Here is a 17,569-nt window from a genome sequence, read left to right as displayed (position 1 = left end):
CCGGGCGGGATCTCCGGCTGCGTCGTTTCGGGGGCAGGGGCCGTCTTTCGGACCAGCCTCCCGATCCACCGGAGGAACTCACCTGACGGTGTGGTCGTCCTCCGGTCCTTCCCCCCAGGGGAGGTATCAGGCGAGCCCGGCCACCAGATCGGCGACGGACTTGCGGCGCCCGGTGTAGAAGGGCACCTCTTCACGGACGTGCATGCGGGCCTCGGAGGCGCGCAGGTGACGCATGAGGTCGACGATGCGGTACAGCTCGTCCGCCTCGAAGGCGAGCAGCCACTCGTAGTCGCCCAGCGAGAAGGAGGCGACGGTGTTGGCGCGCACGTCCGGGTAACCGCGGGCCATCTTGCCGTGGTCGGCGAGCATGCGGCGGCGGTCCTCGTCGGGCAGCAGGTACCAGTCGTAACTGCGCACGAAGGGGTACACGCTGACGTACTCGCGCGCGACCTCGTCGGCCAGGAAGGCCGGGATGTGCGACTTGTTGAACTCGGCCGGGCGGTGCAGGGCCATGTTCGACCACACCGGCTCCAGGGCGCGGCCCAGCTTGGTGCGGCGGAACAGGTTGTAGGCGGTCTGCAGCTCGTCCGCCGTCTCGGCGTGCCACCAGATCATGACGTCGGCGTCGGCGCGCAGGCCGGAGACGTCATAGGCGCCGCGGACGGTGATGTCCTTGGCGGCCAGCTGGTCGAACAGTTCCTGGACCTCGTCGGCGAAACCGGTGCGGTCCTCGGGCAGGACGTCCTTCAGCTTGAAGACGGACCACAGGGTGTAGCGGATGACCTCGTTGAGGTCCTTCGCCTTCTTCCCCGCGTTGGGAATCTTCTCTGGTGCAGTCATGTGCCTATTGTCCCGTGCGCTGATCAGTGGTCGGTGCCAGGGGTGCCGTACGCGCACCGAGCGCCGCGATCACCGCGTCCGCGGCCTTGCCCGCGCTCGCGACACAGGCCGGGATGCCCACTCCGTCGTAGACCGCTCCGCACACCGCGAGGCCCGGCAGGGCCGCGACCGCGGTGCGGATCCGGGCCACCCGGCCGAGGTGGCCGACCGGGTACTGGGGCAGTCCGCCGTCCCACCGGGTGACGGTGGAGGCGACCGGCCGGGCCGTGAGGCCGACGGCCTCGCCGAGGTCGGCGAGGGAGACGTCGACGAGCTCGCCGTCCTCGCGCTGCAGGTCGCTCTCGTCGGCGTAGCGGCCGACCGAGGTGCGCAGCAGGAAGAGGTCGGGGTCGGTCCCGGCCCAGGCCCACTTGTTGCTGGAGAAGGTGGAGGCCTTGATGGTCCGGCCGTCGACGGGCGGTACGAGGAATCCGCTGGCGCCGCCGCCGGAGACGGCCGCCGGCAGGTCGGAACGGCGGAAGGCCATCGTGACCAGGGCCATCGAGGCGTACTCGACCTCGCGCAGCTCGGCGGCGGCGGCTGGGGCGAGCCCGTCCAGCAGCCGTGCGGCGGGTCCGGCTGGGGTGGCCAGGATCACGGCGTCCGCCTCGATGAGCTCGGTGGCGCCGCTTCCGGCCACCACCCGCCAGCCGTCGGGCGTACGGGTGACCTCGCGCACGGGGGTGCCGGTGACGAGCCGGGCCCCGGCCGCCCGGCAGGCGTCGGCCACCGCGAGCGGGAGCCGTCCGATGCCGCCGTCGATGCCGGCGAAGACCGGGCCGGCCGGCTGGGGCGCGGCCTCCGCCCGGCGCTGCAGTTCCCGTACGCCGTCGCCCAGAAGGGCGTGCGTGCGGGCGGCCTCGAAGAGCTGGGGGACGGCGGCGCGCATGGAGATGCGGTAGGCGTCGCCCGCGTAGACCCCGCCGAGCAGCGGCTCCACCAGCCGGTCGACGACCTCGCGGCCGAGGCGGGCCGCGACGTACGCGCCGACGGCGACGTCGTCGCCGATCTCGGTGGGCGGCAGCGTCCGCTCGGCCTCGATGCGTGCCAGACCCTCGGCGGAGAGCACCCCGGAGGCGGCGAGGGGGCCCAGGTCGCCGGGGACGCCCATGACGTGGCCGCGCGGCATCGGCCGCAGCGCGCCGCGGGTCCACAGGTGGGCGGTGGCGGTGGCGGGCGCCTGCACGGCCTCGCCGAGGCCCACGGCCTCGGCCAGGGCGACGGCTTCGGGGCGGCGGGCGAGCATGGACTCGGCGCCGAGGTCGACGCGGGCTCCGGCGAGCTCACCGGCGTACAGCTTGCCGCCGAGCCGGGGTCCGGCCTCCAGCAGGGTGACGCGGACGCCTTCGGCGAGCAGCCGGTGGGCTGCCGCGAGGCCCGCGATGCCTCCGCCGACGACGACGGCGTGCCTGCGCGTGCCGGTGGAGCCGGTGGAGCCGGTGGACCGGGGGGCGTCGCCCGGCCGATCCGTACGCATGTCCGCTTCGTGCATGGACACATCGTCTCAGACCGATCTCCGAGGCCGGACCGTGACCGCATCGGGATCACCCCGGGACCGTGGATTCGAAACCCGCGACGGGACTTTGGACGTCGAACCGGCAACACCAGCCGATCCTCGGGGGTTTACAGCGATGCGCAGTTTCGACAGACACCGTTCCGCGGCCGCCCTGGCCGCCCTCGCGCTGGCCGGCGCGCTCGCGCTCACCGGCTGCGGTGCGGGCGGCGAGGGCTCCGCGAGCGACAAGGCGGCGGTGGCGCCCGCCTCCGGCGGCAAGGCCCCGGAGGGCGCCGCCGCGGCCCCGGCGCCGGCCGCGTCCGCGGGCGCCGCGGGCTCCTCGGCCGGCAAGAACGCCGCGCCGCCGGCCGTGGTCCGCCCGAACGTCATCCGCACGGCGACGCTCGGCATCGAGACGGCGGACGTCCAGAAGACGCTCGCCGCGGCCCGCACGGCCGCCGGCGACGCGGGCGGCTACGTCGGCAACGAGTCCACCAGGCGCGGCGAGGACGGCCGGATGACCTCGACGGTGACCCTTCGGGTGCCGGGCGAGCGCTACGACGCCGTGCTGGGCGCCATGGAGGGCAGCGGGAAGCTCCTGCACCGCAAGGTCGACGCGCAGGACGTCACGGAGAAGGTCGCCGACATCGGCAGCCGCGTCGCCTCGCAGCAGGCCAGCGTGGCGCGGGTGCGGGAGATGATGGGCAAGGCCTCGGCGCTGAGCGAGGTGGTGATGCTGGAGAGCGAGCTGTCGCGCCGCCAGTCCGACCTGGAGTCGCTGCTGGCGCAGCAGACGGCCCTGAAGGACCAGACCTCGCTGGGCACGATCACGCTGGAGGTCTCGGAGCCGGCCGCGAAGCCGGAGGCCGAGAAGAAGGAGAAGAAGAAGGAGCCCACCTTCCTGGGGGCCCTGGGCGGGGGCTGGGACGTCTTCACCAAGGTGGTGCGCTATCTGACGGTGGCGGTGGGCGCGGTGCTGCCGTTCGCGCTGACGGCCGTGGCGGGGCTGCTGCTGTTCCGGCTGTACCGGCGGTGGCGTCCGGCGCGGCCGAAGCCGGCCCCGGTGCCGTGGCGGGCGACGGTACCGGCGGCGCGGACGGCTCCGGACGCCGGGGCCGACGTGCAGGACTGAACGCGCGTTCGGCCGTAGCGTGTTCACCATCCGACGGTGGTGAAGGGGCGGTACGGGCGATGGCGACGGAACGACTGGTGGTGGTGGGCGGTGACGCGGCGGGGATGTCCGCCGCGTCACAGGCCCGCAGGCTGAGGGGCCCGGCGGAGCTGGAGATCGTGGCCTTCGAGCGCGGGCACTTCACCTCGTACTCGGCGTGCGGGATCCCGTACTGGGTCGGTGGTCAGGTCGCCGGACGCGACGACCTGATCGCCCGTACCCCCGAGGAGCACCGGGCCCGGGACATCGATCTGCGCACGCGCACGGAGGTCGTGGAGCTCGACCTTTCCGGGTCCCGGGTCCGTGCCCGTGATCTGGACACCGGGTCCGAATCCTGGACGGAGTACGACAAGCTGGTCCTGGCGACGGGCGCCCGCCCGGTCCGCCCCCGGCTCCCCGGCATCGGCGCGCACGGGGTCCACGGCATCCAGACCCTGGACGACGGCCAGCGCCTGATGGACACCCTGCGGCGCACCGAGGGCCGCCGGGCCGTGGTGGTGGGCGCGGGCTACATCGGCGTGGAGATGGCGGAGGCCCTGGTGGCGCGGGGCTTCGAGGTCACCGTCCTGCACCGGGGCGAGCAGCCGATGGCCACGCTGGACCCGGACATGGGCGGCCTGGTGCACAGCGCGATGAACCGGATGGGGATCCGTACGGTCTCCCGCGCCGAGGTGACGAGGATCCTCACCGACGAGGAGGGCCGGGCCCGGGCGGTGGCCACGTCGGCGGGCGAGGAGTACGCGGCGGACGTGGTCGTGCTCGGCATCGGCGTGGAGCCCCGCACCGCGCTCGCCCGCGCGGCCGGCCTCCCGCTGGGCCCTTCGGGCGGCATCCTCACGGACCTCTCGATGCGGGTCCGGGGCCACGGGAACATCTGGTCGGGCGGTGACTGCGTGGAGGTCCTGGACCTGGTCGCGGGCCGTACCCGGCACATCCCGCTGGGCACCCACGCCAACAAGCACGGCCAGGTCATCGGCTCGGGCGTGGGCGGCGGTTACGCGACGTTCCCCGGGGTGGTCGGGACGGCGGTGAGCAAGGTCTGCGACCTGGAGATCGCCCGTACGGGGCTGCGCGAGCGGGACGCGCTGGAGGCGGGCCTGCGCTTCGTGACGGCCACCATCACCTCCACCAACACGGCGGGCTACTACCCGGGGGCCGCGGAGATGACGGTGAAGATGCTGGCGGAACGCCGTACGGGCCGTCTCCTCGGGGTCCAGATCGTCGGCGGCGCGGGCGCGGCGAAGCGGGTGGACATCGCGGCGGTCGCCCTCACGGCGGGCATGACGGTGGACCAGGTGGTCTCCCTCGACCTGGGCTACGCCCCGCCGTTCTCCCCGGTCTGGGACCCGGTCCTGGTAGCGGCCCGCAAGGCGGTCGCCGCAGTCCGCTCCGCGGGCGTCTGACCGCTCTGCGCGGCCCGCAGTTCGGAGCGGACCAGTTCCAGCAGCCGGCCCGTCCAGTCCCGGCCGCCGCGGGGGCCGTCCGCGCGCCAGAAGGGGGCCTCGAAGATGCCGGTGTAGCGGATGCCGGCATCCCCCGTGGCGAGCAGGATCTCGGCGAGCGGCGGGTGCTGCTCGAACTTGGCCCGCAGGAGCCCCGCCATGACCGCGAGCCGCACGCCCGGCCAGTCCGTACGCCGCTTCGCGAGCCCGCCGGCGTCCTGCGCCTCACGCGCCGTCGCGCAGGCGCGGATCCGGTCGTGGTCGGCGGGTTCGGCCGCGGAGAGGGCCCAGTACCCGTGGAGCACGCTGGGGTAGGTCTCGCCCCCGTACGTGACGGCGGCTCCGTAGTCGTTGCGCAGGACGAACAGGCCGGGCTCGGCGGGCGGGCCGTTCGGATGCACGACCTCGTGGAGGACGACCGGGGGCTGCGGGGCTCCGGCGGGTTCGTCGGCGTGCAGGACGGCCAGCCGCTCCTCCTGCCGCTCGACGGCCGCGTCCACGGCGCCGAAGTAGTCCCGGGCGCCCTGGTGCAGTTCCTCCGTCGCCACCGGACCGTCGCCGTCGACGCGGAGCCCGAGGTCCGTCACGAGGATCCGCAGCGGCCGGTCCTGGCGGTCCATGTCGCCGAGGAGGTAGACCCGCCGGTGGGCGGGGACCGCCAGGTAGGCCTCCCGCAGCAGCAGCCGCCGCTCCTCCGTCGGCTGCTGCACGTAGGCCCGGACGGCCTCCCGGCAGCGGTCGGCCGTGGTCGGCCGCCCCGCCAGCCGGCAGATCTCGTCGGCGACCTCCAGGACGAAACTCTCGTCGGTCCGCGGCTCGGGGTACCGGGTGTCCCACTTGGACTCCTCGGGCGGCCCGTCGCGCCGCTCGCGCGCCTCCGGCGGTTCCAGGGCGAGTTTCCCCGTGGCGAGCAGCCGCTCCAGCCCCGCCAGGTCGGTCGCGTCGTACTGGCCGCGGGTGATCCTGCCGTCCGCGTAGACGAAGAGGTGCTCGACGAAGTACTCGTGCGCCAGGTCGTGCCTGCGCCAGACGAGGCACCAGGACCCGTCGATGTGTTCTCCGTCGGATATGCGAAACGTCGGTCCGTGCCAGGTCATGCAGGGCACGGTACCGACGTTCCGATCTTGGCCGGGTGCGGTTTTCCGGTCAGCGGGCCGTCTTGGTGTGGACGTAGTCCACCAGGCGGGTCAGCGCGTCCGGGTCGGTCGTCGGGAGGACGCCGTGGCCCAGGTTGAAGACGTGGCCCTCCAGGCCGGCGGCGGCCGCGAGGACCTCGTCCGTCTTGGCCTCGACGGCCTCCGGGGTGGAGAAGAGCACGGCCGGGTCCAGGTTGCCCTGGAGGGCCTTGCCGGGGCCGACCCGGCGCACGGCCTCGTCGAGCGGGACCCGGTAGTCGACGCCCATGACGTCCGCGCCGGCCTCGCCCATGAGGCCGAGGAGCTCGCCGGTGCCCACGCCGAAGTGGATCCGGGGGACCCCGTAGGAGGCGACGGACTCCAGGACCTTCGCGGAGGCGGGCATCACCGAGCGGCGGTAGTCCGCCGGGGCGAGGGCGCCGACCCAGGAGTCGAAGAGCTGGACGGCGGAGGCGCCGGCCTCGATCTGGACCTTCAGGAAGGCGGAGGTGATCTCCGCGAGGCGGTCCAGGAGCTCGGCCCACAGCTTGGGGTCCCCGTACATGAGGGCCTTGGTGTGCTCGTGGTTCTTGGACGGGCCGCCCTCGACCAGGTAGCTCGCGAGGGTGAAAGGCGCGCCCGCGAATCCGATCAACGGCGTGGTGCCCAGTTCACCCGTGAGCATGCCGATCGCCTCGGTGACGTACGAGACGTCCTCAGGGGTGAGGTCGCGCAGCTGTGCGAGGTCCTCGCGGCGGCGGATCGGCTGGGCGACGACCGGGCCGATGCCCGGCTTGATGTCCAGGTCGACGCCGATGGCCTTGAGCGGGACCACGATGTCGGAGAAGAAGATCGCCGCGTCCACGTTGTGGCGGCGCACCGGCTGCAGCGTGATCTCGGTGACCAGGTCGGGCCGCATGCAGGACTCCAGCATCTGCGTGCCCTCGCGCAGCTTGCGGTACTCCGGCAGCGAGCGCCCCGCCTGCCGCATGAACCACACCGGGGTGTGCGGCACCGGCTCCCGCCGGCACGCCTTCAGGAAGGCGGAATCGTACGTCTGACTCGGCTGGCCCTGGGGGCGGGTGTTGGCGCTCACGACCCAAATCTTCGCACGTATGAAGAAGTGTCCGACCCGGCGAGGGTGTCCCTGCGGCGCGCGGGCGCTCGTTCCGCCTAGTCTTCCCCGCATGGCTGCGGCTCAGGGACGATTTTCAGATGGCGCCGAGGGTACGGACAGCGCGAAGGAGAGCTCCGTCCCGCTCCCGTTCCGTCGGGCGGTCGACGGCTTGAAGAAGGCCCGGCTGCGTCCGGGGATCGAGATCGACCCCACGAAACCACCGCAGAGACTGGCGCCGCACGCCTACGCGCTGGAGGCCGCGGTGGTGGACGGCGAGGAGGACCTGGCCGACGGCCGGCTGATCCTGCTCCACGATCCGTCCGGGCACGACGCCTGGCAGGGGACCTTCCGGCTGGTGACGCTGGTGCGCGCGGAGCTGGAGCCCGAGATGGCCGCGGACCCGCTGCTGCCCGAGGTGTGCTGGTCCTGGCTGACCGGGGCGCTGGAGGCGCGCGGTCTGGCGTACGGGGAGGCGAGCGGCACCGTGACCATGGCGGGCTCGCACTACTTCGGCGGGCTCGCGGAGCGGCGCCCGGCGACGCAGATCGAGATCAGGGCCTCGTGGACGCCGCGCGAGGGCGTGGGCGGGGTGCCGGACACCTCGGCGCACCTGGCGGCGTGGTGCGAGCTGCTGTGCCAGATCGCCGGGCTGCCGCCGGTGGGGCCGACGGACTCGGCGACGGGTGTGGTCTCCCTGCCACAGCGCCGCGGTCCGCACCACCCGTAGCCACGGGGCCGGACGGCCGCCGGAAGATGCGCGGGACACGGAACGGCCGATCGAAGAACGGGTCGGACGGTCGAAAGACGGTGTCTCTTGCGGGCTTCTGATCAACCGATGATCGATCGTGCGTCCGAATTGCCCGAATTGTTACTCACCAAATCGTGATCATTCCCTAAAGCCGGGCGGGTGACGTGCCGAAGGAGTGGGAGACCATCCGCACGGTTCGCACCGGCTTCCTTCCCCGAGCCGGCCGTCCCGCCACTCCCCCAGGAGGCCTAGGTGTCCGTTCTTCTCGAGCAGCCCGCAAGCCTGGTCGCCTACCGCCCGAACAAGCCGACGGCCATGGTCGTCGTGGCCGACCCGCGCGTCCGCTCCACCGTGACCCGCCATCTGTGGGCCCTCGGAGTACGTGACGTGATCGAGGCGTCGTCCATCGCGGAGGCCCGCCCCCGCGTCGGCAGCCCGCGCGACATCTGCGTGGCCGACGTACACCTGCCCGACGGTTCCGGTCTCACCCTGCTCTCCGAGACCCGGGCCGCCGGCTGGCCCAACGGCCTGGCCCTGTCCGCCGCCGACGACATCGGCGCCGTGCGCAACGCCCTCGCGGGCGGCGTCAAGGGCTACGTCGTCACCGGTACGCGCACCAACATCGGGCTCCCCACCCGGCCCGGCGCCGCCCCCATCGGTGCCGCCGCCGCCCGTATGCACCGCCGCCCCCCGGGTGCCCCGAGCCACCCGGGCGGCTACCGCGAGCTCTCCGGCCGCGAGGTCGAGGTCCTGCGCCTCGTCGCGGAGGGCCAGTCCAACAAGGCCATCGGCGTCTCGATGGGCCTGTCCGCCCTGACCGTCAAGTCCCACCTCGCCCGGATCGCCCGCAAGCTGGGCACCGGCGACCGCGCCGGAATGGTCGCGGTGGCGCTGCGTACCGGGATCATCCACTGACCGCGGGCCGGAGCCCCCGGATATCCGCCTCGGGGGCCGCTGCCGGGGAACCTGCCGGGAGACCCCCGGAACACCCCGGGGAAACTCCCCGCATACCGCTCGCGCCCGTCGACGGAACGTTCCGGCGACGGGCGCGTCGTATACACGGATACCCTTGACCGGTGACCGACGCCCAAGATCCCGCAGCAGACCTGCGCACCACCACCGGGGGCGGCCCCCCGGACGACGTCGTTGTTCCGCCCGGTGGGCTGCCGACTCCCTTGCTGGAGCCCCGTGAGGGGATTCCTCCGGTGGTCGCCGACGCGGACGCCCTCGCCGAAGTGGTCGCGGCCTTCGCCGCGGGCACCGGCCCCGTCGCCGTCGACGCCGAACGTGCCTCCGGGTACCGCTACGGCCAGCGCGCCTACCTCGTGCAGCTGCGCCGCGAGGGTGCGGGATCCGCACTGATCGACCCGGTGGGCTGCCCCGACCTGTCCGCACTGGGCGAAGCCCTGTCGGGTACCGAATGGATCCTGCACGCCGCCACCCAGGACCTGCCGTGCCTGCGCGAAATAGGCATGGTGCCCACCTCCCTCTTCGACACCGAGCTGGCCGGCCGCCTCGCCGGCTTCCCGCGGGTCGGGCTCGGCGCGATGGTCGAGAGCGTGCTCGGCTACGCGCTGGAGAAGGGCCACTCCGCCGTCGACTGGTCCACCCGCCCGCTCCCCGAGCCGTGGCTGCGCTACGCGGCCCTGGACGTGGAGCTGCTGGTGGACCTGCGGGACGCCCTGGAGAAGGAACTGGACCGGCAGGGCAAGCTCGAATGGGCCCGCCAGGAGTTCGACGCCATCGCCTCGGCCCCGCCCGCCCCGCCCCGCAAGGACCCGTGGCGCCGTACGTCCGGTATGCACAAGGTGCGCCGGCGCCGGCAGATGGCGGTCGTACGGGAGCTGTGGGAGTCCCGGGACCGGATCGCGCAGCGGCGTGACGTGTCGCCGGGCAAGGTGCTGGGCGACGCCGCGATCGTCGAGGCCGCTCTCGCCCTGCCGGCCAACGTGCACACCCTGTCCGCCCTGCCCGGCTACGGACAGCGGATGGGCCGGCGCCAGCTGGACCAGTGGATGGCCGCCGTGGACCGGGCGAAGGCCCTGCCCGAGAACGAACTGCCGCAGCCCGGGGCCACCCCGGCCGGTCCCCCGCCGCCGCGCTCCTGGGTGGACAAGGACCCGGCGGCCGCGGCCCGGCTGTCGGCGGCCCGTACCGCCGTCTCGGCGCTCGCGGAGGAGCTCAACCTGCCGCAGGAGAACCTGATCACCCCGGACACGGTCCGCCGGCTGTGCTGGGAGCCGCCGCAGCGGCTCCACGCCGACGCGGTGGCCGAGGCTCTGGCCGGCTACGGTGCCCGGCCCTGGCAGATCGAACTGGTGACCCCGGCGCTGGTCACGGCCCTGGCCGCCACGGCCTGACCCCCTCCCGTGCAGCACAAGAGCCCCCGGCCCCCGGCCGGGGGCTCTTGCGTCGCCCGCCCCGGCGGCGCGGGCCGAGTGTGACCTTCGCCGCTCCTCCGGGAGGGGGTGTGCACATTGGTTACCCGCAAGTAGCATGGTCGGGTGAGCGGGCGCTCAGCAACGTATGCCGAACGCGCCCCCGCGCAGCAGTGCCACCCCGCACCTGGAGGAGAGCCAACGTGCCTCGTACCGTCAGGGACGTCGTCTTCGTCGACGGCGTCCGCACCCCGTTCGGCAAGGCGGGCCCGAAGGGCATCTACCACGAGACCCGCGCCGACGACCTCGTCGTGAAGGCGATCCGGGAGCTGCTGCGCCGCAACCCGGACCTGGACCCCAAGAAGATCGACGAGGTCGCGATCGCCGCGACCACGCAGATCGGTGACCAGGGCCTCACGCTGGGCCGTACCGCCGGCATTCTCGCGGGTCTCCCGCAGTCCGTACCGGGCTACTCCATCGACCGCATGTGCGCCGGCGCGCTGACCGCCGTGACCGCCGTCGCGGGCGGTGTCGCCTTCGGTGCGTACGACGTCGCCCTCGCCGGCGGTGTCGAGCACATGGGCCGTCACCCCATGGGCGAGGGCGTCGACCCGAACCCGCGCTTCGTCTCCGAGAAGCTGGTCGACGAGTCCGCCCTGTTCATGGGCATGACCGCCGAGAACCTGCACGACCGGTACCCGACGATCACCAAGCTCCGCGCCGACGAGTACGCCGTGCGCTCGCAGGAGAAGGCCGCCAAGGCGTACGCCGACGGCAAGATCCAGCAGGACCTGGTCCCGATCTCGGTGCGCAACACCAACGAGGCGGCCGGTGAGACGGGCTGGGGCCTGGTCACCACCGACGAGCCGATGCGCCCGGGCACCACGCTGGAGAACCTGGCCGGCCTGAAGACCCCGTTCCGTACGCACGGCCGGGTCACCGCGGGCAACGCCGCCGGTCTCAACGACGGTGCCACCGCCGCGATCATCGCGTCCGAGGACTTCGCCCGGGAGAACAACCTCCCGGTCAAGATGCGCCTGGTCTCGTACTCCTTCGCGGGTGTCGAGCCCGAGGTCATGGGCTACGGCCCGATCCCGGCCACCGAGAAGGCCCTGGCCCAGGCCGGTCTGACGATCGACGACATCGGTCTCTTCGAGATCAACGAGGCCTTCGCGGTCCAGGTCCTCGCGTTCCTGGAGCACTACGGCATCGCCGACGACGACGCCCGCGTGAACCAGTACGGCGGCGCCATCGCCTTCGGTCACCCGCTGGCCTCCTCCGGCGTGCGCCTGATGACGCAGCTGGCCCGTCAGTTCGAGGAGCAGCCGCACGTCCGCTACGGCCTGACCACCATGTGCGTCGGCTTCGGCATGGGCGCGACCGTCATCTGGGAGAACCCGAACTTCAACGCCGAGGGAGACTCCAAGTGAGCACCACCGCTGAGCTCCTGAAGGGCGCGGCCGAGCTGTTCCCGGACGAGGTCGTCACGTCCGCGCACGTCCGCCACCTGGACCTGCCGTTCGGCGCCGGGCGCTTCGCGCTCGTCACGCTGGACAACGGCTTCGACCACACCAAGCCGACCACCTTCGGCCCGCAGTCCCTCGCCAACCTGAACGCGGCGATCGACCAGGTCGAGCAGGAGGCCCTCGCGGGCTCCATCGTCGGCGCGGGCATCACCGGCAAGCCGTTCATCTTCGCGGTCGGCGCCGACCTCAAGGGTGTCGAGCTGCTGAAGAACCACGACGAGGCGCTCGCCATCGGCAAGGGCGGCCACGACGTCTTCAAGCGCCTCTCGGCGCTGGCGGTCCCGACCTTCGCGTACTACAACGGCGCGGCGATGGGCGGCGGCGTCGAGGTCGGTCTGCACTGCACCTACCGCACCGTCTCGAAGGCCATCCCGGCCTTCTCGCTGCCCGAGGTCTTCCTCGGCCTGGTTCCCGGCTGGGGCGGCTGCGCCCTGCTGCCGAACCTGATCGGCGCCGAGCGCGCAGTCTCGGTGATCATCGAGAACTCGCTCAACCAGAACAAGCAGCTGCGCGGCAAGCAGGTCTTCGACCTGGGCATCGCGGACGCCCTGTTCGAGGGCGCGGACTTCCTGGAGCAGTCGCTCCTGTGGACCGCGAACGTCCTGAACGGCACCACCGAGGTCGTCCGCGACGAGATCGACCGCGGTGAGGCCTGGGACGCGGCCGTCGCCAAGGGCCGCTTCATCGCGGACTCCAAGGTGCACGGCGCCGCTCCGGCCGCCTACCGCGCGCTGGACATCATCGCCGCGGCCAAGGACGGCGACCTGCAGGCCGGCTTCGACGCCGAGGACACGGCCCTGGCCGACCTCATCATGGGCGGCGAGCTGCGCTCGGGCATCTATGCCTTCAACCTGGTCCAGAAGCGCGCCAAGCGCCCGGCCGGCGCCCCGGACAAGTCCCTGGCCCGTCCGGTCACCAAGGTCGGCGTCGTCGGCGCGGGCCTGATGGCCTCGCAGCTGGCGCTGCTGTTCCTGCGCCGCCTGGAGGTGCCGGTGGTCCTCACCGACATCGACCAGGAGCGCGTGGACAAGGGTGTGGGCTACGTCCACGCCGAGATCCAGAAGCTGCTCGGCAAGGGCCGCATCAACCAGGACAAGGCCAACCGCCTGACCGCCCTGGTGACCGGTGTGCTCGACAAGGCCGAGGGCTTCGCGGACGCGGACTTCATCATCGAGGCCGTGTTCGAGGAGATGTCCGTCAAGCAGAAGGTGTTCGCGGAGGTCGAGGCGGTCGCCCCGGCGCACGCGATCCTCGCCACCAACACCTCCTCGCTGTCGGTGTCGGAGATGGCCTCGAAGCTCCAGCACCCGGAGCGCGTGGTCGGCTTCCACTTCTTCAACCCGGTCGCGATCCTCCCGCTGCTGGAGATCGTCCGCGGTGAGCAGACCGACGACGCCTCGCTGGCCACGGCCTTCGGTGTCGCCAAGAAGCTGAAGAAGACCGCGGTCCTCACCAAGGACGCCCCGGCGTTCGTCGTGAACCGCATCCTGACCCGCTTCATGGGCGAGATCCAGAACGTCATCGACGAGGGCACCCCGGTCGTCACGGCGGAGAAGGCCATCGAGCCGCTCGGCCTGCCGATGTCCCCGCTGGTGCTGCTGGAGCTCGTGGGCCCGGCCATCGGTCTGCACGTGTCCGAGACCCTGAACCGCGCCTTCCCGGAGCGCTTCACCGTCTCCCCGAACCTGGCGGCCGTCGTCAAGGCCGGCAAGCGCGGCTTCTACGTCTACTCCGCCGAGAACGGCTTCAAGCCGGAGCTGGACCCCGAGGTCGCCGCCCTCCTCGTGCAGGGCGATGTCGTCCTGACCGAGGAGCAGGTCCGCGACCGCGTCCTGGACGCGGTGGCGCAGGAGATCGGCCTGATGCTGGAGGAGGGTGTCGTGGCCGAGGCCCAGGACATCGACCTCTGCCTCATCACGGGCGCCGGCTGGCCCTTCCACCTGGGCGGCATCACGCCGTACCTGGACCGTGAGGGCGTCTCGGAGCGCGTGAACGGCAAGAAGTTCCTCGCCCCCGGCCTCGCGAGCGTCCCGGCCTAGTCCGGGTCTCGGAGGGCTGTTCGACGGCTCGGCCCGCCCCTTCCGGGGGGCGGGCCAACGCCGTTCGAATACCTGTCTAAGATTCACCCCCATGACGGAAAAGCACGCGCGGCCCAAGCGCCGCCGCCGCGTTCTGCGGATCACCCTGCTGCTGGTCGCCGTGCTGATCCTGGGCACGGCCGGGGTCGGCTGGTGGACGTACAGCCACCTCAACTCGAACATCGACAGCGTCGACCTGGACCAGGCGATCGGCGACAACCGGCCCCCGAAGGTCGTCGCGAACGCCCAGAACGTCCTGGTGCTCGGCTCCGACTCGCGCGCCGGGGCCAATGCCGACCTCGACCACGGCGATGTCAGCGGCGCCCGCTCGGACACCGCGATGCTGGTGCACATACCCGAGGGCCGGGCCAAGGCGACCGCGGTGAGCATCCCCCGCGACACCCTGATCACCCGGCCCGAGTGCAAGGACGGCAAGGGCAAGACCCTGCCGTCCGCCAAGCGGGTCATGTTCAACTCCGTGTACTCGCTCGCCGGTCCGGCCTGTGTGGTCAACACGGTCGAGCAGATGTCCGGTGTGCGCGTGGACCACTTCGTCGAGGTCGACTTCGCCGGCTTCAAGGGCCTGGTGGACGCCCTGGGCGGGGTCACCGTCACCCTGGACAAGCCGATGAGCGGCGCCAAGGGCGGCCTGAAGCTGGACGCGGGCACGCACCGGCTGAACGGCACCGACTCGCTGAAGTTCGTCCGTACCCGCTACGGCTACGGCGACGGCAGCGACCTCGGCCGCATCGGCCTGCAGCAGCAGTTCATGATGGCGATGCTGTCCGAGATCAAGAAGCAGGACGCCCTCGGCAACCCGGCGCGGCTGTACAAGCTCGCGGACGCCGGGACCAAGTCGCTGACGACCGACTCCGACCTGGCCTCGCTCACCGCGCTGTCCGACTTCGCGCAGAGCATGAAGGGCGTCGACCCGGACACGATGGAGACGATCATGCTCCCGGTCGCCTACGACAAGGTGGACCCGAACCGCGTGATCGTGGCCGAACCGCAGGCGACCCAGCTGTGGGAGGCCCTGCGCAACGACCAGAAGGTCCCGGCCTCGGCGAAGAACTCTCCCGCCAAGGGCTGAACCGGGCCGGGGCCGCACGGGGGCACGGGCCGAGCGGGGCGGGGGCCCCGGGCCCGCGCCCTCCGGGGCGGCCGCGGGACGCCTCACCCGGCACGCCACCCCCTCACCGCCCAGGCCCGGGCCGTGAGGGTGACCGATCCGTCCGGCCCGCACGGGACGGCCGCCCTGAGCGTGTCCCGTACCCGCTCCCGTTCGGCCGCGGGCAGGGCGGCGAGGTATCCCGGAGCCGGGCCCTGTCCCCGCAGGAACGGCTCCCACAGGTCCGCGAAGTCGGCGAACACCATGGGCACCTCGATCGGGACGACCGACACGTCGCCCAGGCCCGCCCCCGTCCACAGCGCGCTCAGCGCCTCCGGACGGCACAGGGGAAAACGCCGGCGCTCGTCCAGCGCCGCCGCGGACGGGTCCGCCAGGGTGGCCGCGCCCCAGAAGAGCCGCAGCAGGTCCATGCCTCCCGCGTAGTCCCACACGTACGCCGCGACCGGGCCGCCCGGGCGGACCGCGCGGACCATCTCGGCGACGGCCGCGGCGGGCGGTTCCAGGAAGTTCAGGGTCAGCCCGCTGACCACCGCGTCGCAGGCCCCGTCGCGCACCGGCAGGGCCGTCGCGTCCGCCACGGCGACGTGCGTCCCGGCCGTGGCCGCGGACCTGGCCCAGGCCGCGTAACCCGGCGACCGGTCGACCGCCAGGACCGTACGGGGCCGGCAGCGGGCGGCCACCGTCGCCGACAGCCCGCCGGTGCCGCATCCCACGTCGAGCCACAGCAGTCGGCCGGGGAGGCCGAGCCAGCCTGTGAACCGTTCCGCGACGGGGCGGCTCCACCGTCCCATGTACCGCTCGTAGTCTGCGCCGGCCGTCCACACGTCGAACCGGTGCTCTTCCCTGTGCGTCATGGGTGTCCTGCCGTGTCCTCACGTGGCGAGGGCCGTACGGGCGACCCGTACGGCCCTCGCCGGTTCGCCGCAGCGGACCGGCGGCCCGCTAGAACTCCGCGTTCTGGCCGACCTTGTGCAGGCGGCTGTTGCGGTAGCCGTAGGCGAAGTAGACGATGACGCCGATGACCATCCAGATGCCGAAGCGCAGCCAGGTCTCGGCCGGCAGGTTGAGCATCAGCCACAGCGAGGCCGCGATCGACACGATCGGGATGAACGGCACCCACGGGGTGCGGAAGGACCGGTGCAGGTCGGGGCGGGTCTTGCGCAGGACGATCACGCCGAGGGCGACCACCACGAAGGCGAACAGGGTACCGATGTTCACCAGTTCCGCCAGGGTCTCCAGGCTGGTGAAGCCCGCGACGACCGCGATGATCCCGCCGAGCAGCAGGGTCGCCCGGTAGGGGGTGCGGTACTTCGGGTGCGTCACGGAGAAGACCCGCGGCAGCAGACCGTCACGGCTCATCGCGAAGAACACGCGGGTCTGGCCGAGCAGCAGGATCATGCACACGGTGATCAGGCCGACGGCCGCGCCGAGGCTGATGGCACCCGAGAAGAACGGCTGGTTCACCGATTTGAACGCTTCGGCGAGCGGCGCGGTCGGGGACATCTCCGAGTACTTCTGCATGCCCGTGACCACCAGGGTCACGGCGACGTAGAGCACCGTGCAGATCAGCAGCGAGCCGAGGATGCCGCGCGGCATGTCCCGCTGGGGGTTCTTGGTCTCCTCGGCCGCCGTCGCCACCACGTCGAAGCCGATGAAGGCGAAGAAGATGAGCGAGGCCGCCGTGAAGATGCCCATGACGCCGAAGTTCGTGGGCTCGTAGCCGAAGAGCAGCTGGACCAGGGGCGAGTGCCAGCCGCTGACGCCTTCGGCCTGTGGCTGGGCGGGCGGGATGAAGGGCGAGTAGTTGTCGGCCTTGATGAAGAACAGGCCCGCGACGATGACCAGCAGCACGACCGTGACCTTGATGGCGACGACGACCGCGGTGATGCGGGCCGAGAGCTTCGTCCCGACGACCAGGATCCACGTCAGCACCAGGACCAGCAGGAACGCCAGCAGGTCGAAGTGCCCGCCGGCATCGGGGCCGGACAGGGACGTCGGCAGCGTCCAGCCCAGGTTGGTGTCCATGAGGTGGCGTACGTACCCGGACCAGCCGACCGCGACGACGGCCGTGCCCAGTGCGAATTCGAGCACCAGGTCCCAGCCGATGATCCAGGCGGGCAGCTCGCCGATCGAGGCGTACGAGAACGTGTACGCCGACCCGGCCACCGGGACGGTGGACGCGAACTCGGCGTAGCAGAGCGCCGCGAGGGCACAGACGATGCCTGCGGCCACGAAGGCCAGGGCGGTGGCGGGACCGGCGTTGTTCCGGGCTGCGATGCCCGTGAGGACGAAGATGCCGGTGCCGATGATGACGCCCACACCGAAGACCGTGAGGTCCCAGGCGGAAAGCGACTTCCGGAGCGCGTGTTCCGGCTCCTCCGTGTCGCGGATGGACTGCTCCACCGTCTTGGTACGGAAGGGGCTGTTCAGATCATTGCTCACCGACGCCTCCGAGAGGTGACGACGCACGAACGGGCCGGGAGGCCCACCC

Annotated in this window: 14 protein-coding genes; 8 read left to right on the top strand and 6 right to left on the bottom strand. The window is 72.2% G+C overall.

Features of this window, described 5'->3' with window-relative positions; genetic code table 11:
* Positions 1 to 126 precede the first annotated feature (126 nt).
* Positions 127 to 840 (bottom strand): hydrogen peroxide-dependent heme synthase, encoded by a 714-nt coding sequence (gene hemQ, locus DEJ51_RS26160; RefSeq protein WP_150260050.1) that lies wholly within the window; start codon positions 838 to 840, stop codon positions 127 to 129.
* Between the two features lie 4 nt (positions 841 to 844).
* Positions 845 to 2,371 carry a protoporphyrinogen oxidase gene (gene hemG / locus DEJ51_RS26155; protein ID WP_150260049.1) on the bottom strand — a complete coding sequence of 509 codons (1,527 nt, stop codon included), beginning with the start codon at positions 2,369 to 2,371 and terminating at the stop codon, positions 845 to 847.
* A gap of 139 nt (positions 2,372 to 2,510) precedes the next feature.
* Here hemG and DEJ51_RS26150 point away from each other — a divergent pair, with 139 nt between their 5' ends.
* Entirely contained in the window at positions 2,511 to 3,506 is a 996-nt protein-coding gene (locus DEJ51_RS26150) for a DUF4349 domain-containing protein (RefSeq protein WP_150260048.1), read from the top strand.
* Between the two features lie 59 nt (positions 3,507 to 3,565).
* Positions 3,566 to 4,948, top strand: a complete 1,383-nt coding sequence (locus DEJ51_RS26145; protein ID WP_150260047.1) for an FAD-dependent oxidoreductase — start codon at positions 3,566 to 3,568, stop codon at positions 4,946 to 4,948.
* Here DEJ51_RS26145 and DEJ51_RS26140 read toward each other — a convergent pair.
* Together DEJ51_RS26140 and hemE are read right to left on the bottom strand one after the other, a co-directional pair.
* Positions 4,861 to 6,084, bottom strand: coding sequence for an NADAR family protein (locus DEJ51_RS26140; RefSeq protein ID WP_190620644.1), 1,224 nt, complete (start codon positions 6,082 to 6,084; stop codon positions 4,861 to 4,863). The two genes, DEJ51_RS26145 and DEJ51_RS26140, sit on opposite strands and share 88 nt — an antisense overlap.
* Positions 6,085 to 6,133: 49 nt before the next feature.
* Entirely contained in the window at positions 6,134 to 7,198 is a 1,065-nt protein-coding gene (gene hemE / locus DEJ51_RS26135; protein WP_150260046.1) for a uroporphyrinogen decarboxylase, read from the bottom strand.
* A gap of 91 nt (positions 7,199 to 7,289) precedes the next feature.
* Here hemE and DEJ51_RS26130 point away from each other — a divergent pair, with 91 nt between their 5' ends.
* From DEJ51_RS26130 to DEJ51_RS26105, 6 genes are all read left to right on the top strand, one after another.
* On the top strand, positions 7,290 to 7,946 hold the full coding sequence (locus DEJ51_RS26130) for a DUF3000 domain-containing protein (protein WP_150260045.1): 657 nt from the start codon (positions 7,290 to 7,292) through the stop codon (positions 7,944 to 7,946).
* Positions 7,947 to 8,219: 273 nt separating this feature from the next.
* Positions 8,220 to 8,882: a helix-turn-helix transcriptional regulator gene (locus DEJ51_RS26125; protein WP_007267191.1), complete on the top strand. Its 663-nt coding sequence runs from the start codon at positions 8,220 to 8,222 to the stop codon at positions 8,880 to 8,882.
* A 161-nt stretch (positions 8,883 to 9,043) separates the two neighbouring features.
* Entirely contained in the window at positions 9,044 to 10,327 is a 1,284-nt protein-coding gene (locus tag DEJ51_RS26120; protein WP_150260044.1) for a ribonuclease D, read from the top strand.
* Positions 10,328 to 10,548: 221 nt separating this feature from the next.
* Entirely contained in the window at positions 10,549 to 11,775 is a 1,227-nt protein-coding gene (locus DEJ51_RS26115; protein WP_125814944.1) for a thiolase family protein, read from the top strand.
* Entirely contained in the window at positions 11,772 to 13,910 is a 2,139-nt protein-coding gene (locus DEJ51_RS26110; protein ID WP_150260043.1) for a 3-hydroxyacyl-CoA dehydrogenase NAD-binding domain-containing protein, read from the top strand. The genes DEJ51_RS26115 and DEJ51_RS26110 overlap by 4 nt, the downstream gene beginning before the upstream one ends.
* Before the next feature lie 91 nt (positions 13,911 to 14,001).
* Positions 14,002 to 15,039, top strand: a complete 1,038-nt coding sequence (locus DEJ51_RS26105; RefSeq protein WP_150260042.1) for an LCP family protein — start codon at positions 14,002 to 14,004, stop codon at positions 15,037 to 15,039.
* 83 nt (positions 15,040 to 15,122) lie between these two features.
* Here the strand turns inward: DEJ51_RS26105 and DEJ51_RS26100 are convergent, their stop codons facing one another.
* Both DEJ51_RS26100 and DEJ51_RS26095 read right to left on the bottom strand, forming a co-directional pair.
* Positions 15,123 to 15,932 carry a class I SAM-dependent methyltransferase gene (locus tag DEJ51_RS26100; protein ID WP_150260041.1) on the bottom strand — a complete coding sequence of 270 codons (810 nt, stop codon included), beginning with the start codon at positions 15,930 to 15,932 and terminating at the stop codon, positions 15,123 to 15,125.
* Between the two features lie 88 nt (positions 15,933 to 16,020).
* Positions 16,021 to 17,520 carry an amino acid permease gene (locus DEJ51_RS26095; RefSeq protein WP_150260040.1) on the bottom strand — a complete coding sequence of 500 codons (1,500 nt, stop codon included), beginning with the start codon at positions 17,518 to 17,520 and terminating at the stop codon, positions 16,021 to 16,023.
* Between the last annotated feature and the right edge of the window lie 49 nt (positions 17,521 to 17,569).

Origin of the sequence: Streptomyces venezuelae (assembly GCF_008642275.1) — a bacterium.
Taxonomy (GTDB): domain Bacteria; phylum Actinomycetota; class Actinomycetes; order Streptomycetales; family Streptomycetaceae; genus Streptomyces; species Streptomyces venezuelae_E.
Note: the sequence above shows the minus strand (reverse complement) of the source record. Positions and strands in the feature narration are given on the sequence as shown.

What these genes read in the sequence shown, in the direction of transcription:
- hemQ (WP_150260050.1), bottom strand. Translation starts at nt 840, where the DNA reads ATGACTGCACCAGAGAAGATTCCCAACGCGGGGAAGAAGGCGAAGGAC.
- hemG (WP_150260049.1), bottom strand. Translation starts at nt 2,371, where the DNA reads ATGCACGAAGCGGACATGCGTACGGATCGGCCGGGCGACGCCCCCCGG.
- DEJ51_RS26150 (WP_150260048.1), top strand. Translation starts at nt 2,511, where the DNA reads ATGCGCAGTTTCGACAGACACCGTTCCGCGGCCGCCCTGGCCGCCCTC.
- DEJ51_RS26145 (WP_150260047.1), top strand. Translation starts at nt 3,566, where the DNA reads ATGGCGACGGAACGACTGGTGGTGGTGGGCGGTGACGCGGCGGGGATG.
- DEJ51_RS26140 (WP_190620644.1), bottom strand. Translation starts at nt 6,084, where the DNA reads ATGACCTGGCACGGACCGACGTTTCGCATATCCGACGGAGAACACATC.
- DEJ51_RS26130 (WP_150260045.1), top strand. Translation starts at nt 7,290, where the DNA reads ATGGCTGCGGCTCAGGGACGATTTTCAGATGGCGCCGAGGGTACGGAC.
- DEJ51_RS26105 (WP_150260042.1), top strand. Translation starts at nt 14,002, where the DNA reads ATGACGGAAAAGCACGCGCGGCCCAAGCGCCGCCGCCGCGTTCTGCGG.
- DEJ51_RS26100 (WP_150260041.1), bottom strand. Translation starts at nt 15,932, where the DNA reads ATGACGCACAGGGAAGAGCACCGGTTCGACGTGTGGACGGCCGGCGCA.